This is a genomic window from Mesorhizobium sp. ISC11 (genome assembly GCF_037162595.1).
Taxonomy (GTDB): Bacteria; Pseudomonadota; Alphaproteobacteria; order Rhizobiales; family Rhizobiaceae; genus Mesorhizobium; species Mesorhizobium ciceri.
The window spans coordinates 5107262-5130125 of sequence record NZ_JAVSPW010000001.1 but is presented as its reverse complement, the minus strand read 5'-3'; the positions used below and the strand labels follow the sequence as shown (position 1 = coordinate 5130125).

At 59.5% G+C, this 22864-nt stretch carries 16 protein-coding genes, 7 pseudogenes and 1 riboswitch; of the genes and pseudogenes, 8 read left to right on the top strand and 15 right to left on the bottom strand.

Annotated elements, in window-relative coordinates; genetic code table 11:
• Positions 1 to 6: 6 nt before the first annotated feature.
• From nodB to RPF88_RS24850, 5 genes are all read right to left on the bottom strand, one after another.
• Positions 7 to 666 (bottom strand): chitooligosaccharide deacetylase NodB, encoded by a 660-nt coding sequence (gene nodB, locus RPF88_RS24870; RefSeq protein WP_063169400.1) that lies wholly within the window; start codon positions 664 to 666, stop codon positions 7 to 9.
• Entirely contained in the window at positions 663 to 1253 is a 591-nt protein-coding gene (locus RPF88_RS24865) for a NodA family N-acyltransferase (protein ID WP_063169401.1), read from the bottom strand. Before RPF88_RS24865 ends, nodB begins: the two co-directional genes overlap by 4 nt.
• An 853-nt stretch (positions 1254 to 2106) precedes the next feature.
• Entirely contained in the window at positions 2107 to 3315 is a 1209-nt protein-coding gene (locus RPF88_RS24860; protein WP_337123393.1) for a beta-ketoacyl-[acyl-carrier-protein] synthase family protein, read from the bottom strand.
• The gene (locus RPF88_RS24855) at positions 3316 to 3597 is read right to left on the bottom strand and encodes an acyl carrier protein (RefSeq protein ID WP_029356603.1); all 282 of its coding nucleotides are present in this window, start codon (positions 3595 to 3597) and stop codon (positions 3316 to 3318) included. It abuts the gene before it with no gap.
• A gap of 785 nt (positions 3598 to 4382) precedes the next feature.
• Positions 4383 to 4658: a hypothetical protein gene (locus RPF88_RS24850; RefSeq protein ID WP_063169403.1), complete on the bottom strand. Its 276-nt coding sequence runs from the start codon at positions 4656 to 4658 to the stop codon at positions 4383 to 4385.
• Between the two features lie 697 nt (positions 4659 to 5355).
• Between RPF88_RS24850 and RPF88_RS24845 the strand changes: the two genes are divergently transcribed.
• Positions 5356 to 5772: a hypothetical protein gene (locus tag RPF88_RS24845; protein ID WP_063169404.1), complete on the top strand. Its 417-nt coding sequence runs from the start codon at positions 5356 to 5358 to the stop codon at positions 5770 to 5772.
• A 238-nt stretch (positions 5773 to 6010) separates the two neighbouring features.
• On the opposite strand, the gene RPF88_RS24840 is transcribed toward RPF88_RS24845, so the two are convergent.
• The 3 genes from RPF88_RS24840 to RPF88_RS24830 are packed head-to-tail and all read right to left on the bottom strand — an operon-like array spanning position 6011 to position 7186.
• A complete protein-coding gene (locus tag RPF88_RS24840; protein ID WP_244514239.1) occupies positions 6011 to 6502 on the bottom strand; it encodes a c-type cytochrome in 492 nt (163 codons plus the stop codon).
• A gap of 41 nt (positions 6503 to 6543) precedes the next feature.
• Positions 6544 to 6777, bottom strand: a complete 234-nt coding sequence (locus tag RPF88_RS24835; RefSeq protein WP_127312611.1) for a hypothetical protein — start codon at positions 6775 to 6777, stop codon at positions 6544 to 6546.
• 40 nt (positions 6778 to 6817) lie between these two features.
• Entirely contained in the window at positions 6818 to 7186 is a 369-nt protein-coding gene (locus tag RPF88_RS24830) for a DUF411 domain-containing protein (protein ID WP_063169406.1), read from the bottom strand.
• A gap of 681 nt (positions 7187 to 7867) precedes the next feature.
• On the opposite strand from RPF88_RS24830, the pseudogene RPF88_RS24825 reads away from it, so the two are divergent.
• The 4 genes and pseudogenes from RPF88_RS24825 to RPF88_RS24810 form a co-directional block, all read left to right on the top strand.
• A pseudogene (locus RPF88_RS24825) lies at positions 7868 to 8072 on the top strand (isopenicillin N synthase family oxygenase); the annotation flags it as partial.
• Positions 8073 to 8080: 8 nt separating this feature from the next.
• Positions 8081 to 8350: pseudogene (locus RPF88_RS24820) on the top strand (pyridoxal-phosphate dependent enzyme); the annotation flags it as partial.
• Positions 8351 to 8640: 290 nt separating this feature from the next.
• A pseudogene (locus RPF88_RS24815) lies at positions 8641 to 8792 on the top strand (TlpA family protein disulfide reductase); the annotation flags it as partial.
• Positions 8793 to 8833: 41 nt separating this feature from the next.
• The gene (locus RPF88_RS24810; protein ID WP_063169408.1) at positions 8834 to 10288 is read left to right on the top strand and encodes a glutamate synthase subunit beta; all 1455 of its coding nucleotides are present in this window, start codon (positions 8834 to 8836) and stop codon (positions 10286 to 10288) included.
• A gap of 69 nt (positions 10289 to 10357) precedes the next feature.
• Here the strand turns inward: RPF88_RS24810 and RPF88_RS24805 are convergent.
• The 3 genes and pseudogenes from RPF88_RS24805 to RPF88_RS24795 form a co-directional block, all read right to left on the bottom strand.
• Positions 10358 to 10552 (bottom strand): annotated as a pseudogene (locus RPF88_RS24805) (DUF459 domain-containing protein); the annotation flags it as partial.
• Between the two features lie 1143 nt (positions 10553 to 11695).
• A pseudogene (locus RPF88_RS33430) lies at positions 11696 to 11916 on the bottom strand (helix-turn-helix domain-containing protein); the annotation flags it as partial.
• A gap of 283 nt (positions 11917 to 12199) precedes the next feature.
• Positions 12200 to 12646 (bottom strand): extracellular solute-binding protein, encoded by a 447-nt coding sequence (locus RPF88_RS24795; protein ID WP_236383562.1) that lies wholly within the window; start codon positions 12644 to 12646, stop codon positions 12200 to 12202.
• Positions 12647 to 13703: 1057 nt separating this feature from the next.
• On the opposite strand from RPF88_RS24795, the pseudogene RPF88_RS24790 reads away from it, so the two are divergent.
• Both RPF88_RS24790 and RPF88_RS24785 read left to right on the top strand, forming a co-directional pair.
• A pseudogene (locus RPF88_RS24790) lies at positions 13704 to 13925 on the top strand (insulinase family protein); the annotation flags it as partial.
• Between the two features lie 57 nt (positions 13926 to 13982).
• Complete coding sequence (locus RPF88_RS24785; RefSeq protein ID WP_024504268.1) at positions 13983 to 15041, top strand: class I SAM-dependent methyltransferase; 1059 nt, start codon at positions 13983 to 13985, stop codon at positions 15039 to 15041.
• A 421-nt stretch (positions 15042 to 15462) separates the two neighbouring features.
• Here the strand turns inward: RPF88_RS24785 and RPF88_RS24780 are convergent.
• The 4 genes and pseudogenes from RPF88_RS24780 to RPF88_RS24765 form a co-directional block, all read right to left on the bottom strand.
• Positions 15463 to 16807: pseudogene (locus tag RPF88_RS24780) on the bottom strand (IS5 family transposase).
• Between the two features lie 400 nt (positions 16808 to 17207).
• On the bottom strand, positions 17208 to 18263 hold the full coding sequence (locus tag RPF88_RS24775) for a hypothetical protein (RefSeq protein WP_063169411.1): 1056 nt from the start codon (positions 18261 to 18263) through the stop codon (positions 17208 to 17210).
• Entirely contained in the window at positions 18260 to 20326 is a 2067-nt protein-coding gene (locus RPF88_RS24770; protein WP_063169412.1) for an ORC-CDC6 family AAA ATPase, read from the bottom strand. Before RPF88_RS24770 ends, RPF88_RS24775 begins: the two co-directional genes overlap by 4 nt.
• Before the next feature lie 2 nt (positions 20327 to 20328).
• Entirely contained in the window at positions 20329 to 21666 is a 1338-nt protein-coding gene (locus RPF88_RS24765; protein ID WP_127248690.1) for a metallophosphoesterase family protein, read from the bottom strand.
• Positions 21667 to 22157: 491 nt separating this feature from the next.
• Here RPF88_RS24765 and RPF88_RS24760 point away from each other — a divergent pair, with 491 nt between their 5' ends.
• On the top strand, positions 22158 to 22421 hold the full coding sequence (locus tag RPF88_RS24760) for a hypothetical protein (RefSeq protein WP_082826710.1): 264 nt from the start codon (positions 22158 to 22160) through the stop codon (positions 22419 to 22421).
• Positions 22422 to 22738: 317 nt separating this feature from the next.
• Positions 22739 to 22855, top strand: a riboswitch (TPP riboswitch).
• The last annotated feature ends 9 nt before the right edge of the window (positions 22856 to 22864 follow it).

Here is a 22864-nt window from a genome sequence, read left to right as displayed (position 1 = left end):
GTTTGTTCAGGGATGTTGAGGAAGTGATCGGATTACAAATCCGCGGCCGTGCAATTCTGGAATTAGGCGTGACAACGCTGTCACCGTCTGGTCGCGCAGACTGGCTTGATTGCCTGGTTGCAATTCGTCGGGAGCGCACCCGTCGTGCAACAGCACGATTGCGCCCGGCCGGATATCGGCGAGCACTCTGTCGACGATGGCGTCAACGCCGGGGCGAGACCAGTCGCGTGGATCAATGGACCAATGGACGGGCGCCAATGCCTCACCCGCTAATGCAGCGATTACTTCTTCGGTCCAGATGCCATAGGGTGCACGAAAGTACCGAACCATGGCCTGCGGGCAAGCCATCCCTATGACTCTGTTTGCCTCAACTATCTGGCAGTCGACTTCGACGGACCCGCATTTAGCTAGGTCCGGATGAGTCATCGTGTGGTTGGCTATACCGTGGCCGTCTGTAATAATTCGGCGAACGAGTTCCGGCTCGTCGGCCGCGTAGGCCCCAACAACGAAGAAGGTCGCCGGCACCTGATGTTGCGCCAGCACATTGAGTATCTGCGGTGTGAAAAATGAATTGGGACCGTCGTCAAACGTCAGATAGACGCTGCGCTCTGCAATGCGATCGGCATTGTCACTCTGCCCTTCGCATATGTAGTCCAGAGGCTTCATAGTTCCGGACCGTTCCGGTCGATCAGGGTACCAGACGGCCACTCGTCCATCGAGCGTCCGATCGGCGAAACCAACACGAGTACGTCTTCCAGGCGCGTGGGCGGCAGGTCGGGATGCACATCTGGACGGGTCGACCGTACGCGAACGCCCGACACAATGTTCGCGAGGCCGGCTCTGCAGAATCTTTCGACATGGTTTCGCAGCGCGTGCCGAACCGTGCCGAAAGCGAATGGAACACCCAACTGATGGAGCACTGGGTACGCCACGCGCATCGAAAAACCGATTCCGAGCCCTTCAAGATCCGGACGAACCGCGTACAGGCCCAATTCAGCGACGATCAAGTCGACCTCGCCAACTTTGATGAAGCGCCGCAGCATGCCGATGTGAGCCGCTACCCCATGCGCGTCGTAGCCGATTGCGCGGAATTCCGGCCTCGCGCCGGCCCAACTGCGGCCGCCTTCGAATGGCTCCGCGTTGAAGGCGCCAGTCCGTCCATAGGTCTTTCGAAAAAAGTCGGAGAGTTCGACATGGTCGGCCAGTTGCAGCTCATTTTCCCAGCACAACTTCCACTCGACATTCGGACGCATGGAAGACCTCACCTTGTAGCTGTCTGGTTGAGATAAATGTCCAAGCATTGATTAAATAATTGGCGTCGCGCCAACGGGGCGTAACTTGTGGGGACCGCCGAAAGACCAAGCCGCAATGCAGATGCGACTGACTTTGTACGCCCCGCACACCAGATGATGCTCCTCAGATCCAACGCAACCATCGGAACTACCTATCTTTCCAACTTGAAGCGCTTCTATGGGACCTGCAGCAAAAACGGTAAAATCCTTTGTTTAGATGAAAGGTATCCACGCTTTGGATAACTGGGCGAATGCGTTCCATATGGCTGGTCAATTATCGTCGTCACGCTCGAGGCACTTCTGACGAAGCGCAAAGCTCACGCCCGCGGCACGCGCGGCCGTTGCCGGGCCGCGCGATTATCTCCGTAAGAGCCGAGTGGAGCTCAGACACGACGATTGATCAGAATCTGATTCGCGGGTTCAGTATCTCTTTCGTGTATCCAGCTCTGGGCTGTCCTTTGGCGGGAGTTAGGTTCGCCCAGGTTCTGAGCCTGGGGCGTTGGCCCGTTCGCCGCGCAGGCTCCTTCGCACATCGTCGAGGCCGAGAAAGAGGGGCCACACAGCTCCCCCTGTACTTTCCACCACCCGACACCAGCGCTCACCCAGGGCGCCGGCCTTGCTCACCTCAACGGATAGCGCACTCGCGCCGCTTCACGATTAAAAGAATTCTACAAGCAAGATGCCTGTTTGATCGAGAGACGTCCGCTGCCAATTCCCGCATCGCAGAGGCAGCCAATAGCGCTCGCTTTACATAGTGGTCCGGCAAGCAGCTAGATACGACAGGTGACCTCAAATGAGGCGTCTTGCATGGCTTCTACACCTGCCTGAATGCCAGAACTGCGTTCGTACCGCCCATGGCGAAGGCGTTGCTCATGGCGACGCGCACCTTGCGCTCCCGCGGCACATTGGGTGTGATGTCGAGGTCGCAAGCGGGATCTGGCTCGCGATAGTTGGCGGTCGGCGGCACGACGTCCTCTTGGATTGCCATCACGCAGGCGATCATTTCAAGCGCGCTCGCTGCGCCGAGGCAATGCGCGTGCGTGGACTTGGTGGAAGAGATGGACATCGAATAAGCGTGGTTTCCAAACACACGCTTGATCGCCGCCGTTTCAGTCTGATCATTGCTCTTGGTACCGGTGCCGTGCGCGTTGAGGTAGTCGACGTCCTCGGCATTCAGCCCGGCATCGGCAAGGCAGGCGCGCATCGCCGACGCTGGCCCCTCGACAGATGGCGCGGCAATGTGGAAGGCATCGGCGGAAAGGCCGACGCCGGCGATCTCGGCAAGAATTGTGGCACCACGCCTCGTGGCATGCTCGTAGCTTTCCAGCACGGCCATGCCCGCACCCTCGCCCAGCACCAGGCCCTTCCTATCGGCGGAGAAGGGCCGGCAGGTATCGGGTGAAAGCACGCGCATTGCTTCCCATGCTTTCAGCACGCCCCATGCGAAGGGTGCGTCGCTGCCCCCGGAAACCATTACGTCGGCCCGGCCCAGCTTGATCTGGTCCACCGCCGAGGCGATCGCATGGTTGGCCGAGGCACATGCGGAGGTCACCCCGAAGACCGGCCCGCGCAAGCCGAGGCTCAAGCTAAGATGGACGGAAGCGGCGCTGGGCATCACCTTTACTCCAGTGAAGAGTTCAGCACGGATTGCGCTACCCAAAAGCAGTGAGCGGTAAGTTTGTTCTGTTGCGTACGAACCGGTAAATCCGACGCCCACTGTCGCGCCGAAGCGATGGGCATTCCCCTCGTCGCAGGAAAGTCCGGCCTGCCGCATGGCTTCGCGCGCTGCAAGCACGGCGAGCAAGCTGAAGCGGTCCATGGAGATGAGATGCCCCCGGTTGATGTCGTGCTGGGGCAGCGCCTTGATCTCAGCGCCGGTCATGCCCTCCAGGTCATGAAGCTCGGAATTGGCGATCGGGCCGATGGCGGAGCGGCCTTCGCGCATCTCTTTCCACATAGAGGCGGCGTCGGTGCCCAGTCCGCACAGGCCGCCCACTCCGGTGATAACGACGCGCCTGTGCATTCAAGCCTCCTTCGCAAGCAAGCCGCGGACGGCTTCCACGACGTCGCCGACATTCTTGAGATTGGACCAGGCATCGGCCGTGTTCATGTCGATCTTGATGCCGTAGGCCTGCTCCACATCCCAGAGGACGTCCGCCAAACCCAGCGAATCGAACCCGAGCGCGTCCAGTTCCGTGGCGATTGTTATCTCGCCGACGAATGACGCAGGCATTCCCTCACCGCTCTCCGACTCGGCGCGTTTCTTGATCAGGGCAATGACGTCCGTTGCGAATTGATCGGCCATTCTGTTTCCTGTCTTTCTTTCCCGCGTTTCGACCTGGACGCGGCTCAGTTCCTGAGGCGCGCCGCGTCGCGAAAGCCATCACGCTTGGGCAACTGACAAAACCCAATGCTCATAAAGCCGGATCAGGTCCGGCCGGTGTGTGGCGTAGGTGCAGTATGACGATGTGAGCCGCTACACGTGCGCGTCTCCCGGTCTGTCCATAGGCTCGGAAGAAGTCGGACAGTTTGACATGGCCGGTCAGTTGCAACTCCCTTTCCCAGCACTCCACTGCCCGGTAGAGCGCATGAAAAATCTCCTTTCGGGCGGTTTCTTAAGACGCTCGCCACGCCATGAGGCAGTGGGGGCATCGGTGTCCATCAGGTGCTTCTGCCCATGCAGGATTCCAGAACATTGATGAAATCGTTTGTTTCGATGAAAGGCATCCACACTTTGGATGGTTGACCACGCTTTTCAAAGATCGTGAACTACATCTCCTCGTTGTGCTCGACGCACTCCGGACAAGTAACCTCATGGGCGCGGCATGCAGGATTAACCGAGCCCAGCCGGTCATGAGTGCGGCCTTGCCGGGTCGGGCGATAGGCAGTCATGCCCTGCCCTTCCTGCGGGTCAAGCACTCCGAAAAAACATTTCCCCCATAAATGCTAGATCTTCCGTTGCCTTTTCGCGTCACAGGCCGTCAAACGCCCGGCCGTTCACAACAGTGATCCGGCAAGTGTTTGGCTGCGCGAGACGATGCTGCAGGGAGTCGTCCTGCATGGCACTTCGCTATGATGCTGCGGTGCCGTCTAACGGCGCCTCGTGCTTGAACGCACTGAACGGCCACCGCGATCAAAATCGATGGTTCGAGGACCGTTGATCATCACCCCGCCAGCCTCGATCTTGTTTGCCGCCACGAGAGCGACACAGAGACTGCTGGTGAAGATGCCCGCCTGCCCGCTATGTTCCGGATGGTTGACCATCCCGGATGGACCCATCGAGGGTGTCAAGGCGAGCATGAGCACAGGCGCGAACAGTTCACGGGCAGGCGCGACGGTGGCCGCAAAGCAACGTCGCGCCAGCATGCGATCTCAGCAGGATCGGCACCATCCTGTCAGGGAGCAATGCGAGTGGCTGGCTTAGCCGCTGCGACGCTGCCCGGCATCGCGTTCAATTGATCTGGCGCCTTAAATGCAGGAAGGCTTCGCGGCCGGTACGAGGCGCATCCCTCCTCCGAAGCAGCACGCCCAAGTATCATCACAAGCCCCGAGCGCCCGCGTTCGGCGATGTCCAATTTCCGACAATGTCGGAATACAGTCAGATCTGCTGGATTGACTTTAAATGGTTTTCTCATTTGGCACAGCGCATGCTGGTTATCCGGAAACACGTGACCGACCAACAAGAAGTCGCATGACACAACCGAAGCCATCCATGTCTGACGGGCTGCCCAGGATACCTACTGCGACCGCGCTTGCCCGGTGACGACCGCTCCGGCTCCGCCCGTTACCGACGAGGCAAAGTGACGGATTTCCTGCGTTTCAACGACATGGAGGTGGTTGTCATTCCCGCTGGGGGACAGACTCGGCCTGTTCAAGGCATTGCGCGAAGGCGGCAAGATGACGGCCACCCGTGCGCGAACTCAAGGAGCGCAGCCTGTATCGTGTATCAGGCAAATAGGCCGTCGGTCAGTGACCTTGACACAGGGGACATGCGCAAGGTCCTGAAGTTTGATGCAGCGATAGAAGGGTGCCAATGACAACAATAGCTTACAGGAACGGAACCATGGCTGGCGACGGCCGAGCCTTGGGTTTTGACTCAGTATCCGTCGGTGAGAAAACGAAGGTGTTTCGCTTATGCGACGGCACACTCATCGGCGTTTCCTCTTCGTCCTTGGGTATTCCAAAGGCCGTTCGAGACTGGGTTGAGAAGGGCATGGATGTTTCTGATATTCCTGTGCCGCGCAACGACGACAATTTTGAATTTGAGGCGCTGATAGTGCGCAAAAATGGGGAAGCCGTATTGTTGGACGGCAATTGGCTGCCAAGTGATCCCGTGAAAGGTGAATATTATGCCATCGGGAGCGGCAAGCAGTATGCTTTGGCCGCGCTGGTTTTGGGCAAGTCAGCTAAGGAAAGCGTCGAAGTTGCCGCGAAACTCGACGTTTGGACTGGTGGCACAGTCACTGCCATAACTCACTAAACCCGCCTTTCGGCGGGAGTGTGACAGTGCGAGCGTGGAAGTAGGGCGCCACCCCGGGGCACGTCGAGCCCTGTCATGTGAGCTGGTCCATAAGCGCGCGAAAGCGTCCAGTTGTGGCCAAAAGCACGATTTGCGACAGAACCGGCCCGCTTCTATGAGTATGGGCCGCTTTTTGCGGCCAGCGTGCTTGCCATCCTGCCGCCAGTGGCCGTCGCCTTCTTCTTCCAAGGTTACCTCGTCATGAAGTAGAGCACCACGATCTTGTCGGAGAGATCGGAAGGCGGACGGCCCTTCCGTCCGCGTCGGCCAGTTCGAAAGGCGGCGCGGCCTGCTCGTCGATCGCCTGGAAGAACCTCTCCGCGCTGTCCCTCATCTTGTCGAGATCGGCGCCCGGATGGTGGGCCAGCGCGGAGGTCCCGAGGATCAGCGCCAGAAATTGAATCGCAAGCGACGGTTTCGCTTTCATGGACAATGCATTCCGGTTGGGGGCGTTCGAGGGCTCCGCGGCTAGGATTGGTCTCACTGTGTCTGCTCCCGCTCCCGGCGGCTCATCTGCCTGATAGGCGCGTTCCCGCTCGGGCCATGTGCTTTTGATGAAGGCCAGAACGGCCCGGATCTCCTCGTCGGTGAGGACATTCCCGAAGCCCGGCATGTCGCTCTGGTAGCCGCCGCCGACGACCGCGGCCGGTCCCGGCGCCGGCATGCGTCCCGAAGGCAGCGGGCTTTCCAATCGCGCTGACCTTCGCCTGGCTAAAACCGTCTTGCCTAGCGCTATCGCCGCGGCCGGGGCGCGGCCATCCGGTTGGCGAGCCAAGGCAATGTCCAGACCAATCCGAGGCCTGCCGCGGCCACGCATCGATAAGAGGACCGACGCCCTTCTCCTTTGCCGCCGCTGGAGAACAGGTATTTGATCAGCGCGGCCGTCCCGAGGACGAGCACGACGACGACAAGCAGCCACACCAGGCCCGTGCCGAACATCATCATGCCGCTCATGCATTCCATCATCGAAGCCTCCTATTCCGTGGCGTAGATGCCGCCGGTCGCGTCAGACTTTCGGATTTCGAGAATCTCGAAGGGCGCTTCCTTCGTGCCACTCATGCCGGGGGAGCCCATCGGCATGCCGGGCAGCGTCATGCCCTTTGATGTCGGGCCGCTCGGTCAAGAGCTTGTTGACCGTGCCGACCGGCACATGGCCGCTCACCACATAGCCGTCGATGAACGAGAGAAGGCAGCCATCGGCTTCCGGCGGAATGCCCTCTTCGCGGCTCATGGCGAAAAGGTCGTGAGTCGGCCTTGACGGTGATTCCTGGAAGGCCGATTCCAAGGCGAGCTGGCTTGAAGGCCGCGGTCCGGATGGTCGACTAGGCAGCTTGGTTCCACGATCGCAATGCTTGATCGCTTCATTGCAGGCCATGGGCTCTCGCCCCCTCCTTTTGCCACACGAGGCGCCAGCTCACGTGTTGTTGTTGGCGTGCGCCCCGGCAACCGCTTTCACCAGCCGCTCCAGCGATCCCGCGCGCTCCAGCTCCGCAAAGAATGATGCGGCGTGACGCTACCCAGCCGGTGCTTCTCGGCCTTCCAATTAAACTGTCTCGACGAAAGAGCCGTCTCCGTTGCTCCGGTCTCGGTGTTGAGTTCTCTAAGGCTGCGCCACACCTTGGTCCCCACGCCGGCAAATGATCTCACTATGCAGCCCGTGCTCGCACGCTCTCAAACTAATTACCGCTGCTGCAACACGCCGCCTGGCGGCCTGCACCGAAAAGCCGACAGGGGTGCATCTGAATAGCCGTGAACCCAGGTCTCAAAGACCATCCGGCGCGACGAGCGGACGCACCGCACGTGTGACACCCGCCTTGTGGGGCAGGGTTGCCTTTCTCAATCCCGGCGTTGGTCGGCGTCCCAATGAGCAGCAAGCTATTATCGGCCGCCGAATCTTAGTGGCTTCGTCGAGAGCCTCAATCAACCAAGCGGCGAAAGCCCCGCTAGAGTCTCCGCCCGCCTGTCGCTATGAAGCAGTTGCAGCCAGCGCTGCTTCAGGCGCATGAACTCGCCCGATGCAATGATTTCCGTCGCCCTGGGTCTTTCGAAGGGCACTGTTTCTATTCCCTTCTTCTTCGGCGCGCGGCTTGATGCCGACATACGGTTTCTTGACCTGCCGCCTGAACTGGCTGCCGAAGCGGGTGCCCCGCCAGCGACCCCGACAATCCCCTGTTCCGCAACTGCTGAAGAGCCGACTGCGCTCGCATCCCGATATTGCGCAACGGCACTATGCCGACATTCTGGAGACCGCAGCCGCATGAGCCTCGAGATGTTCCGCCGACCGTCGACAAAGGCGTCCTCTCGCCTGCGTCCGCCATTTGTCAGTGCTCGATCTGATTGGGGAGACGCCGGTCGTCGAACTGAAGAGATTCGATACCGGCAGGTGTCGTCGCTTCGTCAAGATCGAAAGCCAGAATCCCGGCGGATCGATCAAGGATCGCATTGCGTTGTCGATGATCGTTAATGCCGAACAGCGTGGCACGCGCGGGGCGGTACAATCATCGAAGCGACCGCTGGCAACACAGGGCTCGGCCTGGCCATCTGGCGGCACGAAGCGCGTGATCGCGTGTCCAAAAGCTGACAGCGTCAGACAAATGTCAGGTTCATTACAACCAACATCTGGGCACTGACGAGGTTTTTCGAAGCAATGGGCGCTAACTGCGCGCTGAGCGCGTTGGCATGGCTTTTGAGACTGAGTGACTGTGACTGCACTCAATGGGGCAAGACGAGCGATGCGCTCCTCCCTGAACCCGTGTGCCGTCTCTGAGAGGAAACCAGCTCGTGCAGAAACCTTTGGAAATAGCTTTGGACCGCAACGTGGTATTGCAGATGGAGTCCCCGGCTCCTTCGATTAGAGTCGAGAACTGGCTGCATGGCGAGCCCCTCACGAGCTTTGAGCCCGGCAAGTGTACATAGTCGAATTTTGGGCAACTTGGTGCGGCCCATGTGTGGACGGGATGCCCCATCTGATCCAGCTGCAGGGCGTCGCCAGGCGCACCATCTGGACAGCAGGAACTGGACTATGGGCAAGGTAACAGGCTTTCTCGAAATCGACCGGCAGGTGCACAAGTACCAGCCGGCCTCCGACCGCATCCGGCATTTCCGCGAATTCACGCTGCCGATGTCCGACAAAGAGGTCGAGAAACAGGCCGCGCGCTGCATGGATTGCGGCATTCCGTTCTGCCATGGGCCGACGGGCTGCCCGATCCACAACCAGATCCCGGACTGGAACGACCTCGTCTACAATGGCGACTGGGACAATGCGATCCGCAACCTGCATTCGACCAACAATTTCCCGGAGTTCACCGGCCGCATCTGCCCCGCACCTTGCGAGGAAGCCTGCACGCTGAACCTCGAGGACATCCCCGTCGCCATCAAGACGGTCGAGCAGGCGATCGCCGACAAGGCTTACGAGACCGGCCATATCAGGCCCTATCCGCCGGAGAAGAAGACCGGCAAGCGCGTCGCCGTCATCGGCTCCGGCCCGGCCGGCATGTCGGCTGCCCAGCAGCTCGGCCGCGCCGGCCACGACGTCCATGTCTATGAGCGCGAGAGCCGGCCCGGCGGGTTGATGCGTTACGGCATTCCCGACTTCAAGATCGAGAAGCACTATATCGACCGGCGCATCGAGCAGATGCAGGGCGAGGGCGTCACCTTCCATTGCGGCGTCAATGTCGGCGTCGACAAGCCGGTTGCCGAGCTGCTCGCCGAACATGACGCCGTGCTTTATTGCGGCGGTTCCGAAACGCCGCGCGCGGCCGGCATTCCCGGCGACGATCTCGGCGGCGTGCATGACGCGATGCCCTATCTGGTGCAGCAGAACAGGCGTGTCGGCGGCGAACCGATCCAGTCGGTGGCGTGGCCGTCGCATCCGATCCTCGCCGGCGGCCAGCATGTCGTCGTCGTCGGCGGCGGCGACACTGCCTCCGACTGCGTCGGCACCGCCTTCCGCCAGGGCGCGGTGCGCGTCACCCAGCTCGACATCCGGCCGCAGCCGCCGGAAAAGGAAGACAAGCTGTCGGTCTGGCCATACTGGGCGACCAAGATGCGCACGTCATCCTCGCAGGCCGAAGGCGCCGAGCGCGAATTCCAGGTGGCGACGCTTGAATTCATCGGCGAAAACGGCCAGCTGACCGGGGTCAAATGCTGCGAAGTCGACGAAAAGCGCAAGCCGATCGCCGGCACCGAATTCGTCATCCGCGCCGATCTCGCGTTCATCGCCATCGGCTTTGCCGGGCCAGCCGCTCGCGGGCCGGTGTCGGAACTGGCCGGCCAGATGAAGATCGCCATTGACAGCCGCCGCTCGAAGAATGTCGAGGCCAATGACCGGGACTACAGGACCAGCGTCGAAAAGCTCTATGCGGCGGGCGACGTGCGGCGCGGCCAGTCGCTGGTCGTCTGGGCGATCCGCGAGGGCCGCCAGGCGGCGCGCGCCATCGATGAGGCGCTGATGGGATCGAGCGTGCTGCCGCGCTGAGTCCGTCTCGAGACCCTACTTGTGCGGCCACCTGAAGGCGCTTTCCGCCCTTCCGCTGCCCCGGGCAGCTTACGGACTGATCGCCGTGGTCGTTTCGGTTGTGGCCCCGGCCGCAGGCTGCCGCCTTGGCGGCCAAGAAAAATCGTCGGCGCGGCCGGGCGCAGCAGCGGGCGCCTTGCCCTCGACGACGAATTTTTCACCGGGCCCGTCCGGCTTGGCCGGCGCTGCGGCACCGAGAAGTTCCGAACCGCCGTCGAGTGCCGGTGATTGCGAGTCGGCGTCGGTAGCCGGGTCGGCGGCCTCAGTCTTTTCCTTCGAGGGTGGACTACGTTACTGGCCAGTACCGGCAACGCATCGAAGGAACTTTACAATCATAAAGGTACGTCACTGGTCTCGCGGCTCACCTATGACGATCTAGACGCGCATTCGAGTCCACAATCCGACTGGCATTTTCGTAAAGGCCTCCTCGGTGCGGGCGGCATCAGGGAGGATTTTCTCATGACGAGGACTTCTTACGGAAATGGGGGGCTACTCAAACACATTCAGTGATCAGCGCGGGGGCGGCGTCAGCTATTTCACCGCCGATCTTGGATATAATTTCTTGAACTCACCGCGCTACCGCATCGGTGCTTTTGTTGGCAACAATTTCTGGCACGAGAGCTACGATGCTTTCGGTTGCACGCAGCAGGCGACCAACTGGGGAACCTGTGTGCCAACCGTCCCACCTACGTCAACCTCTCAGCCAGGACAACGATTGGCATTCGCTGCGACTCGGCTTGGCCGGGCAGACGCAACTCACCGAGCGACTCAGCCTTTCTGGTGACGTGGCGTTCCTCTTCACGCGGCTCGACGGCAAAGAGCAGCACCACATGCGCCCAAGATCAAGCTAATTCCCGAAGACGGCGATGGGCATGGCGTCCAGCTCGAGGCGGTGTTGCGGCCGTGGCGAATAACGGCACCGCTCATTTCGAAGAGGCAATGGGCGGTCGTGGTTCCCCGCAGGCCGACGATTGGAAGGCAAAGCGCTACGGCGTTTTCGTGCAGGCTAGCATCAAGTTCAACTGAGAGAGCAAGAACCGAGGAGAGCGGCGATGCCACTCCAGCTCATTACGATCATTGGATCAACAGAAGGAAGTTTTCCGAAGAGTTTTGCAAGCGTGCGCAAAGTCGCCAGACAAAGTTCTCTCGGTCCATAGTGTACGTGCCGTCACGCCCGTTCTCGACATGGTTGAATGATACGTCCCGCGCGATCGATCAAAGTCGTTTTTCATTGGTTTTCCGGAAATCGCGGGGAGCACAGCGTGCTGTGACCCTCGCCTGCTGGTTTTCTGTCAACGCGCAGATGAGGGAGAATGAGCGTACAGCAAAAATCATCAGTGCTGTCGCTTTCGCCAAAGCCCGCCGCAGCTAAACGGGGTCCCACGCCCGGTAGCGCCCCCTGCCGGTCACCTCACGGATGCCGAGTTCGGCACCAGCCCGAGCGCAGCGCGCTGGCTAATTTTCAGCTCGGCCGCGACCAGACCTGCCGACACCAGCGGCCGCGCCAGCACCAGCTCGATCAGCGCCGGCAGGCTCGAGTTTTTGCGCCGGTTCCTGAGCCGGCGCTCCATCTGGCTTTTGGCCAGCGCCTGGATGATTGCAAGGCTGAAACAGTCGATGGAACGCCCCTCCAGCGAAGCCGAACCGGACGAGGCGCGCGCGCCAGGTCCTTCGGCTGCCATCGGCACGCTGGGTTTAAGTGCTTGGGGTGACACGGCGTGATCTCCGCCGTTGGCGGGAACAGGGCAGTGCAATAGTACTGCCCTGTTCCTTTTGATCAGAGGCCAGTGCGGATTTCTTCGGCAAGCGCCCTCAACGTCGTCTCGACGTCATCGCCGTTTACCATCTTCTGCATCGCCACGGCCCATGCGTTCATGGCTTCGCCGAAGCCGACACGCGGTGTGAAAGCCAGCGCGGCTTGGTCCTGTATCTTTTTGAAGCTGTCAACGAAGTTGTTGAACTCGGGCTGCGAAGCGTACTTAGTCCAGGTGTCGTCTGCCAGGTCGACGTGCGCGGCGGATTGACGAGCTGGCCAGCAAGGGCACCCTTGAGCGCCACCTGCTTGGAGGTGGCCCACGGGATGAACAGCCAGGCCGTGCCCTTCTTTTCGGAAGCCGCGTTCATGGCGAGAGCCCAGATCCAGATGTCAGACTCCAAGCTCGTGGCGCTCGGTGCGTGCAGCGGCGGAGCGAAGGCGATCTTGCCGGATGCCGGCTTCCCCGCAACATCGTTCCAGAAGCCGAACATATTTGAGTCGATCGTCATCGCGCTGCGGCCGGACGCGAAGGAAGGAGCCGCGCACTTCTTGATCATGTCCACGTAATGTAGTCGTATCCAGCATCGGTAAGCTTCCAATCGCTCAGGTATTTGTCCAGCGGCTCCAGGGCGCCACTCGGAGCGAGGTCCTACGCGGGCTGAATGCCAGTGCCGAACACATCCCATGCTGGCGACTTCGTCGTCAGTTGGATCGTCATCTTGTTCCAGTAAGAATCGTCTGGGTAGAGTTCCGGCGTGACCTTGATGCCGGGTCAGCTTCTCGAACTCCGGAAATTGCGCAGCGAGAGCATCCGCATAGGGGTGGATGTCGTAGGCCCAAGTTATGCTGGTCCCTTCGAATTGACGCCAGTTCACGGTGTCGGCAGCGGCCGAATTAGTGAGCGATGCCGAGACGGCAAAAAACGCCAAGTCAAAAGCAAGCTGTTTGCGAAGCGACGCGCACCTGTAACGAGTACGGGGAATGAGCGACCCATGTAATCCTCCCTGGGGCATTTTGCCAATTTTTGGGTCCACTCCTCCATCCCGAGTTCGCTCATAGCCACAATAAGCGGTTTCCAACGAGCTCGCTCTGAATGCACCAGGCCAACTGGGTAAAAACGGGTAACCGGCACTAAAAGGCGTTGTAGTATCGCCACCAGAAATACTGCTCCGTGGTGCTGGCCTTTGCCTGGGGGCGCAACACGGCAACTACCCGCTCAAAACGGTTGGTCCTCTACCTCTTATTCACCGTCGCTTTCCTCGCGGCCTAACCCGGCCGGAATATCCGTTGCCAGAAAAAGGCCTCGCGGCCGGTTCGAGGCTCATCCCTCCTCCGAAGCAGCACGCTCAAGTATCGTCACAAGCCCCGAGCGCTTCGCGTTCGGCGATGTCCAAATTCCGACAATGTCGGATACAGTCAGATCTACTGGATTGCGTTTGAATGGTTTTCTCATTTGGCACAGTACATGCGGGTCATCCGCAAAACACGTGACCGACCAACAAGAGTTCGCATGATCACCTTACCACAACATACAGCCGCCGCGGAACAATCACTTGGCCCCTGATCGCCCACCCCGGCACCACAACCGGAGTCATCGATGTTCTGACAGGCTGCCCAAGGATACCTGCTGCAACAGGGCTTGCCCTGGTGACGACCACTCCGGCTCCGCCGGTTACCGACGAGGGCAAAGTGACGGATTTCCTGCTTTTCAACGGCATGGAGGTGGCTGTCATTCCCGACCACCGCGCCGGTCGTCACCCATATGGTCTGGTGCAGGATCGGCAGCGCGGAATGAGCCGCCGGGGATATCTGCATGTCTTCGAGCATCTGATGCTCAAGGCGCCTCATGACGAGCACGGCTCCGTCGCCTGGAGAGATTGAACCCAAAGGGAGATTCAGATGTCTGAAGCGAATCAGGAAAAGTTGGACGCATTCTTGGGGAAAATGGTCGGCGATCTCGGTGCGATCGCAACGGGCGCGGGAGTCCTGCTGGGGGACAGACTCGGCCTGTTCAAGGCATTGCGCGAAGGCGGCAAGATGACGGCCGCCGAACTTTCGACACGCACCGGCACCCAGGAACGCCTCGTAAGGGAATGGCTTTCCGGGCAGGCGGCGGCGGGTTACGTCGACTACGATGAAGCGAGCGACAAATTCTATCTCAACGCCGAGCAAGAGCTGGTGTTCGCTGATGAAGACAGCCCGGCCTTCATGGCAGGCGCATTCGAGTTCCTGTCCGCGCTGTGGCTCGATGAAGAAAAGGTGAGGCAGGCATTCCAGTCCGGCAAGGGCGTCGGGTGGCACGATCATAGCGCGTGTCTGTTTCGCGGTACGGAACGGTTCTTCCGTCCAGGCTACAATGCCAATCTGATCGACTCCTGGCTGCCGGCCTTGGAGGGCGTCGTCGAGAAGCTCGAACGCGGCGTGGACGTCGCGGATGTTGGATGCGGTCATGGTGCATCGACCGTGCTCATGGCACAGGCCTTCCCCAATTCGCGCTTCGTCGGCTTCGACTATCATGCCCCTTCGATTGAGCGCGCCCGCAAGGCGGCCGAGGTAGCCGGCGTCGGCGTTAACACGCGGTTCGACGTGGCGGCCGCCAAGAGCTATCCCGGAACCTATGACCTCGTCACATTCTTCGATTGCCTTCACGACATGGGCGACCCGACGGGCGCCGCCACCCATGTCCACGGATCGCTCAAGCCGGACGGCACGTGGATGATCGTCGAGCCGTTCGCGCATGATCATCTGGCGGCGAACCTCAATCCCGTCGGCCGCGTTTACTATGCCGCTTCCACTTTCGTGTGCACGCCCGCATCCGTGTCGCAGGAAGTCGGGCTCGCGCTTGGAGCCCAGGCCGGTGAGGCGAGGCTGCGCAAGGTTGTGACCGGCGGCGGCTTCAAGCGATTGCGTCGCGCCGCGGAGACACCGTTCAACATGGTGCTGGAGGCCCGCCCTTAGCGTGGCCGTCGCCAGAAATTGCAGCTCATCGCATTTGATGAAGATCACCGCCAAAAATCCGGACGCATCGGGCACATTTTCAAGGCGTCTGGGTTCACGCAGAGGTCGCTGCCGAGTTGTGTGCCAAGAGTCCCATACGTTGCGGCTCAGAAAGGACCCCACGCACGGCGACGAACATGCCCATAGCGATGGCCGCTATAATCACATATGTCCACCATGGCGCGTTCACAAAGCTGGTAAGCCACGTCGCACCGAACGCGCTTACGACAAAAACGAGAGCCTCGATAAAAAGACTGAGCCTGTACACATTCAGTCGTCTCATCCTCATACCACCCATCCAAAGACTGAGCTTGTTGCGCTACTGCGACAGAGCCTAACATATTGGAGAGTGCTCACTAGTCGACCGTGAACAATCCGAGCCCTAAGCGGCGACCGGCTTCGGCCGGATTTGAAGCAGGGCAATCAAGAGCGACAAAAACCCCTTCAGCCACCTGAGCAGGAGGGAGAAGTTGTAGCCGGCGGCGGCCAGGATGGCGTTGAGGGTGTCGCCCTGCTGGCCGGCGAGGTAGTTGCGGCCCATTCTGTGTTCGCTCTTGATGTGGCCGATGACGGGCTCGACCGCCGACCGCCGTCGCATCTGGCGCTTGATGGCTGGGGTGACGCGGCGTTTCTGGCCCGCGGTGAAGACCCTGAGCTTGTGGCTCTGCGGTGCGTTGTGGCCGCGATAGCCGGCGTCGGCGAGGATGCGGCCGATCTCGTTGCCGATGGTCTTTTCCATGTCGGGGATGACGCTTGCCAGCGTGTGGCCGTCATAGGGATTGCCGGGCAGTGCTTTTGCATGCAGGGCGAACTGGCCGCCCCTGGAGCGCTTCAGCGTGGTGGCCACCGACACCTTCACCCCGAACTCGTAGGGCGCATGCGCCTTGCCCTTGCCGATGCATTCCACCTCGTGTGCGTGCAGGCTGTAGATCTTGCGGCCGCGCTGGCGCTGGCGTTGCTCGAGAACGGTGGCGGCCTGGTAGAGCGGCCATTTGAACAGCGTCCAGCCCCTGATCGCCGGCGATCTGGCGACCAATGTCGCGAATGGTCCGGCCGAGATAGGTCTTGAGCTTGCGTAGCGCCTTGTTGGCCCGCTTGAACTGCTTGGCGTGGGCATAGCGCTGGTGGCTGATCAGCGCCAGCTTGCCGACCCGCACATAACTCTGGCGCAAATGGAGACCCGTCCTCTTGGCCAGCCGCACCAGCCGTTCGCGTGCCCGATGGATGAGCTTGGCGTCGGTCGGGAACATGACGTTCTTCGGCTGCACGGTGGTGTCGACGATCACCTGGCGCGTGTCGGCCGGTTTCATCGCCCCGGTCTTGACCGCGAGGCTGAGGCTCTCCTGCAACAGCACCATAATCCGCTCCTCGCCCATACGGCTGCGCCAACGCGTCATCGAGGAGCGGTCGAACGGCAGCGTATGGCAAAAGAACGTCTCGCCGGTGAGATACTGGAAATAAGGGTTCTCCACCCAGCGCTCGCACAGCACCTCATCCGACAGGTTGAAGGTGTGCTTGAGGATCGCCAGCCCCGCCATCAGCCGGGTCGGCAGCGGCGGCATGCCGGGGCCGTCCGAATAGACGGCGCCGAAACGCTCCTCCAGCACCGGCCAGTCGATCGCCTGCGCCAGCCGCACCAGCTCGTGCTTCATGTTGATGATTTGGTCGAGCCGGGAGCGGAACAGGTCCTGCTCTCCCGTCTCGCGCTTCTCGCGTGGCCTGGACATTCGCTGTCCCCTCGATTCGCCGCCGCCGAACCGAGTGAATCACGCTCCGCGCCACAAGGGAATCGCAAAACCGAATTGCAGGAAAACAGCGTCCAAATACCGCTAATCCTGCAATTCCAAAGCCGCTATCCGCCTCAATCAACAGGCCAGATCAATGGCTTGCGGATAGTTCACGGCCGACTCACTATTTCTATGCTGAACAGTCTCGCCTGAGTATATGTTTTAGCTAGTCGCTAATTAGACGGAATTCTGCCAGTCTGCATTCCCCCCTGATCTGATGTAGAGCAGCTTCCAAGTGGGAATTAGCCCCCCATCGACCGGATCGGGCGACACGAACATGCGCTGAAGGCTTGGCGGAACGGCTACTGGGACCATGATGCTACTCGAATGCAAGATAGTGTCAGAACGTCCCGGGAAGGCTGCAGGCAGGGGATGTCAGGTCAATCAGCCTATAGATATGATACCGCCCATTCGCTGAGACTTCACGATGGGCATAGGAGGTGGGAATTCTTGCCTTGAGATGGACGCGGCTGTCGGAGCAGGCGAGCACGGCAGCAGCGATGGCCTGAACCTTCGGGCCGCTGACAAAAACGTTCACCACCGCACGCGAGCCGAACCCGTCGAGATACGTCTCGAAAGCATCGAGGTGGGCCATCAGCCCGAAAGCCTGGATGTCGCGAACTTCGCCATCTTCGAGCCGGTGGGTTTCACGTACCTTGGCCACCTGTTGATCGAGCAAAGCATCGATATGCGCATTCTTGTCGCTTCTTGGGACGAGGAGCGAGATCCGTTCCGGACTGACGATATCGATCAATCCGTAGAATACGTCGGCATCTCCTCCGATCCCCACGAGCAGGACTTTCTCTTCGCCCATTCCTCCGCTGCCTTGAAGATGAGGGACGGTGACGTATCGGTCCAAGCCGCTGGAAAAATCCTCTTTGCCGATCGCGTTCCCGTAGATACCTTCGGCGTACCCGAATTCGAGAGACTGAATCGACATTTTCTTGAATGCCACCGCAATCAGCCATTGGATGTAGATTCGCGGCATCGTCGAGCACTCGACGAAAACCTTCCGCAGGCTTCCTTCGTATGAGCCACATGAAGCGGCCATCTGAGTGAGCAGGTGATCGAGGAGATTGATGTTCTTCTGATACTCGATGGAAGGCTCGAGGGTGATCACAGTCACTTCGACGCCCCATCGGGTACCCATAGCGATGAGCTTTCGCCGGTTTTCTTCGACGGCTGGGACGTTCGCTTCCTTCAGAGCAAAGTCCAGAACCACGATCTTGCCGACCTTCAGGTCAAGATGGTTTTCGAACGCGGCGAAACGCGTTTCCCATCCAAGCGCGACGATCGCGATATCTGCCTCCATCGTTTCGCAGGTACCTGCATCTCTCGCCTTCTCGGTGACGGCCAGATGGCCGAAGACTCGATACTCGACAGTTGAAGCGGTCATTCGAGATCGCTCTCGAAAAGCGAGTGCTGGAATTCGGTCTTGAGTGCGGGCCGCGCGACGAGCTCCTTAAACACCGAGTCGGCCCAGTCTTCTGGGAGCCGATGCCTGGTAAAAAGCAGGTCGACCATCCGCGCCGCAGGGATTGTGTTGATTTCGTACGGGCCGCGATAGGAGAACCCGAAGTAAGGTGCAAATCGCCGATGCAATCTGATCATCATCTCCTTCGATGCGGGGTCGGCGCGGTCCACCTCAAAGTTGCCGGCGGCGGAGACCTCCCGGATAAACCCATCCCTTTCCGCCCGACGCAGGACCTCGTCCAGTTTTCCGCTGGGTTGCTCCAGTCGGTTCACCAGCGAGCGCATTTCCTTTAGATCAACCCTGAAAATGCCTCTCTCTGTCGTTCCTAGAGCATTTTCTTCGGCAAACTCTGTCTGGAGGCGAGCGGTCAGGTAACCCAACGCCCGCACCATGCGCACGCTCTCTTCTTCGTACGGATGTGAAAGCGCCTGAAGTCCATCAAGCTTCCGTTGAGAGGCGGCGTTCACAGCCTGTCTCTGCTGTTCGAGATGAATCTGTAAATCCGAGTTGATGAATTCCACCAGTTTTCGTGGATCACTGGAACTCGGAACACTGCGGCGGAAGATCTCTCCCATTATATCAAGGAAATCGCGTATACAGACGTCGCTCAATGATGTGATGATCTGGTGCCCTACGTACGGGTAGTCATGCAGACGCAGCATCTGGCACGCTTTCAGAAAAGCCCATCCCTGTTTCCGGGCGATCGACCTCTTCAGATTTGAAGCATCCGCCTTGCTCATGGGCCGGCGCTTAATTTCCGGGTTCATGAGCGCGAGCGCCAGCCCTTCGGCATAAGGGCGCGCTTTTCGATCAAGAAGGAATTGCTGCTGATCCGCCGTCCTCAAATTCACGGAGAGGAATTCACGTGCTGCATCAGCAAGTGCCACAAGCTCTTCTCTGCCCTCGGAATGACCCGATATGATAACCCGCTCGATGATGTCATTGACGGAAAGCCGCCCCAGCCGGTTTTTGAGCGAAAACGCGCTGAGCGCATCGTTGCGCTCGAGATCACTCCGCAGATGGTCAGGAAGCGCATAGTACAGCCGAAGCGACGACACGTTCTCGCACAGCGTGGCGAACTCCCTCGGATCGACTGAATCAAGATTCTCGACGTCCCGGTCAGCATTCGAGAGCGACTGGCCGGGTATGATCGTCCGGATCGTGTCGTAGAGGCCGCCGATGTAGGCGAGGACCCATTTCACGTTGCCGCGCGTCTTTCTCACCAAGGTGTTCAGGAACTGCTGTTGGAGCGGTGTCAGTGCTTCACAGTCGTCAATCAGTATCTTGAAGAAGGGCGCCCTGTCACCGGCGAAAGATGGGCCATTTAAAAGTGGAGTGATCGCGGTCGCGACCTTGTTAATGATCGCGCCAGGGTCTGTTGCTCTGAAGCCGGTCGCTCCGGCATCGGCGGCAAAGAAGAACGCGTTGAAGCATTCGTCGACGTACCGGGTTATCCCACCCCGCAGCTCATCGATGCTGAAGAAGTCGAGACGGGCAGGTTGGGGTATGAAGTGCAGCACTTCGCGATGCAGTGCCAGGGCGACGTCCCTATCTTCGGAGGCCCGGTATTTCAAGTGGCCGTCGCGTCTGAGCTGGCCGATGCTCTCGAGCAGGCGTTCGACTATCTTCAGCTCCAGATAGTGAGAGAAGATTACGAATTGCCGCGGGATCACGGCGGCCGTGTCGAAGCGTATCCGCTCCGGAATGAGGTTCAGAACGGCGTTGTCGATTAGGGGCGAGAATGTCTCATTGAGCTGGAAGAAGACGCCATACCAAGCGAGCTTGCCGACTTGGTCCGAGAGACTTTTGTCTTCAAGAATATGGACTGTGGAAAGCGAGCGAAGAATGCTGGTCTTGCCGCTGCCTCTCGTCCCTGCGACGAAGACCGGCTTGGCGGCGGCAGAAATCAACGCCGACTTCTGACTGAACCACAGTATCGGGCGGCTTTCGTACTCGATCCTGTTGGGGCCGAACGGATTCTCCATCGCTATTCGTCCCTTACCTTAATGCGCCAAGCCGAGTTTGCCTTGGTGAGGCCGTCTATCTCGATGAAGCGCGCCGCTTGGAGCATCAGAAGAGAGTCTTCCAGATCTAGCCCGAGCTCGGCGGAGGCAGCAATCTCAGTGATCTCGTCCCAGAAGAGTAACCCATTCCCGCGCCTGGTGGCATGGTCGCGCAGTCGGCGCAGCAGGTCAAACGTGTCGTTGTTCAGAAAGGCCTTGCCGTTGGACATGGTCGAAATAAAGCAATGTTCGCCTTCCATGACCGTCCCGTCGGCGACATTGGTGCGGTAGGGTATAAGTCGGATGCCGACGAGCTCTCCCTGATCGGTCGTGAAGAAGACGAGCTCATTGAAACCTGACTGTATCTCTGGTGCTGAGATGCAGATCAATTTGCCGTCCGGAAACCTTGGATCGTTGACGATCTCGACCGGATCAGCATGTATGTGTCCATGCAGGTAGACGATAGGCTTGTTGCCCTGCAGCAGCTGAGTTCTGACAAATCCGCTGTTGAGCATCTCCGCGTATGGCGTAATGCGCGGAGTCTTTTGTGGCAGCAGATTGTGATGGCCGATTATGATGCCGTAACGCATGTCGGGCTGCTGGAGCAATTCCTGTAGGCCTGCAAGCATCTCACGCGAGATGTATGGCGTGTCCATCTGACCGTAATACTCGTCGTCGGACGCCTCCTTGTCTGGATCGCTGGGAGGTGTCGCGGGCGAATGTCCCGAGATGTCCGGCGAGCCGAGATCTACAGGCTCTGTAGAAGGACTGAGTGCCTCGAGACGATCACGAAGGAACGCGGGAAGGTTTTGAAGCTCCCAACTGCCTATCGCTGTGTTGACGAGGATGAAGTTTGCGCCTGCGGATCCTGTCGGAAGTCTGAAGTGCACGGGTTGGTCCACGGGAACGGTCTGCCAACCCAAGCGGGCGGCTAAACTCGCCATTTCGCTGAATTTCTCAGTCGGTCCAAGTTCGCGCGCGTCATCACGGTTCACATCGTGATTTCCCGGTACGAATATCAACGGAAGCGCCTTTGAACTGCGTCCCTGTGCGCGGCAGAGCAACGTGAAATGCTGGAATGCCGAAGCAATGAAGGTCTTGTCGCCACGGCTCGTGAAATCCCCCATGAAGGCGATCGAATCCAAGGGCTTCGAAGTCGTCAGCCGCCGAAGTTTCGTCAAGACGGCACGCAGCGAAGACGCGCGTAGCTTCTGCGTTATTTTCGGAGCGAACTTGCTATCCTTGGCATCGATGTTGCTAGAGGAAGGATGCCAGTCCGGATAGTGAATATCGCCTACTTGAAGGATTCGCACCCGCCGCATAACTCGCCCCCCTGCCGAGAGCCATAGACTAATCCGTTCGCTTTTGCCAAGCGCGAACGATCATCCGCAGTGTCCTTAACGAGGTAGCCTGCACTTTTCGAGAATTGCCACGGCGGCTATTTTTCGGCTGTGAAGCACACGAGACCCGTGACGTGAGACCCAGTTGCTCAATGCCCAGTTGCTCAATGAGCTTTCTTACGAATAAGGGAGAATTTCCGCGGCCGGACTATCTCTGAGCGAGCGTGCATGACTGCCAACGGAAGGTCTTGCACGCACCCTTGCGATCTTGAGCAATGGTCGCCATGACTTTCTTCTTGCAGGCTTTTGAGTGGCCCAGCCTGCGATCACCAGACCCCACCGATTCTAAAGAGCGTGGCAGATGGGATAGTCGAGGTTGCCCGTGCACAGTCACGCTCAGGGCTTGCGCCGCCCAGAGGACACGCTGAAAAGGCAGATTGGGGCGCAAGCACGCCATTCACGAGAGGTTCGACATGAAGACCATGCAAGAAAAAGACATTCCGGCATTCGTACAAGCAGTTGTGGACGCCGGCTGCAAAATTTGCGCGATTGGCAACTTGGGATACGTCTTTGGCGATGCTGATTTCACGCCAGCGCAACGGAGGGCCGTCGAGCCACAGCTGCGTAGGATTGCTGAAATCTACGGCGAACGCGATCATCTCATGAACGAGATAGCTGTATATCTGCGGTCGATCGGACGCCATGTCGAGGTTGAGCCGAAGACAGGTATTTCCTGATGGCCGTGATCGCGAGAAGCCGTCTTCCAACCTCTGAATCCTAAAGGAGGTGACCCCCAAGGCCGTTCGTCACCTTCGACCAGAATAACCACATCCGTGACCGCCTGAGCTACTTGGTCGATACGCGCACATGGCCAATACAGTTTCTCCATCCTTCACGAAGCGAATGAGGCTTTGGCCATTCAGCCCCGGTCTACGGGGCGTGACTTGTCCCCGATGCATGCGCGAGCTCTCCGCCCGGCTGGCCGCCGGTCGTCGCCACCGGCCGAAGGCGCCCGAATGCGCTTGACAAGATAGCGTCAGCCCGTTCAACCTAAGGCATTCACCAGGGGAGTCCCGGCAAGGGGCTGAGATACTGCTGGCTTTCGCGGCGCAGTGACCCGTTGAACCTGATCCAGTTCATACTGGCGTAGGGACGGTGCAAGCGCTTTGCGGGAGTTTAC

Excerpts from the sequence above, each read along its gene's own strand:
- nodB (WP_063169400.1), bottom strand. The coding sequence starts at position 666 with ATGAAGCCTCTGGACTACATATGCGAAGGGCAGAGTGACAATGCCGAT.
- RPF88_RS24865 (WP_063169401.1), bottom strand. The coding sequence starts at position 1,253 with ATGCGTCCGAATGTCGAGTGGAAGTTGTGCTGGGAAAATGAGCTGCAA.
- RPF88_RS24860 (WP_337123393.1), bottom strand. The coding sequence starts at position 3,315 with ATGCACAGGCGCGTCGTTATCACCGGAGTGGGCGGCCTGTGCGGACTG.
- RPF88_RS24855 (WP_029356603.1), bottom strand. The coding sequence starts at position 3,597 with ATGGCCGATCAATTCGCAACGGACGTCATTGCCCTGATCAAGAAACGC.
- RPF88_RS24850 (WP_063169403.1), bottom strand. The coding sequence starts at position 4,658 with ATGCTGGCGCGACGTTGCTTTGCGGCCACCGTCGCGCCTGCCCGTGAA.
- RPF88_RS24845 (WP_063169404.1), top strand. The coding sequence starts at position 5,356 with ATGGCTGGCGACGGCCGAGCCTTGGGTTTTGACTCAGTATCCGTCGGT.
- RPF88_RS24835 (WP_127312611.1), bottom strand. The coding sequence starts at position 6,777 with ATGATGGAATGCATGAGCGGCATGATGATGTTCGGCACGGGCCTGGTG.
- RPF88_RS24830 (WP_063169406.1), bottom strand. The coding sequence starts at position 7,186 with ATGGCCTGCAATGAAGCGATCAAGCATTGCGATCGTGGAACCAAGCTG.
- RPF88_RS24810 (WP_063169408.1), top strand. The coding sequence starts at position 8,834 with ATGGGCAAGGTAACAGGCTTTCTCGAAATCGACCGGCAGGTGCACAAG.
- RPF88_RS24785 (WP_024504268.1), top strand. The coding sequence starts at position 13,983 with ATGTCTGAAGCGAATCAGGAAAAGTTGGACGCATTCTTGGGGAAAATG.
- RPF88_RS24775 (WP_063169411.1), bottom strand. The coding sequence starts at position 18,263 with ATGACCGCTTCAACTGTCGAGTATCGAGTCTTCGGCCATCTGGCCGTC.
- RPF88_RS24770 (WP_063169412.1), bottom strand. The coding sequence starts at position 20,326 with ATGGAGAATCCGTTCGGCCCCAACAGGATCGAGTACGAAAGCCGCCCG.
- RPF88_RS24765 (WP_127248690.1), bottom strand. The coding sequence starts at position 21,666 with ATGCGGCGGGTGCGAATCCTTCAAGTAGGCGATATTCACTATCCGGAC.
- RPF88_RS24760 (WP_082826710.1), top strand. The coding sequence starts at position 22,158 with ATGAAGACCATGCAAGAAAAAGACATTCCGGCATTCGTACAAGCAGTT.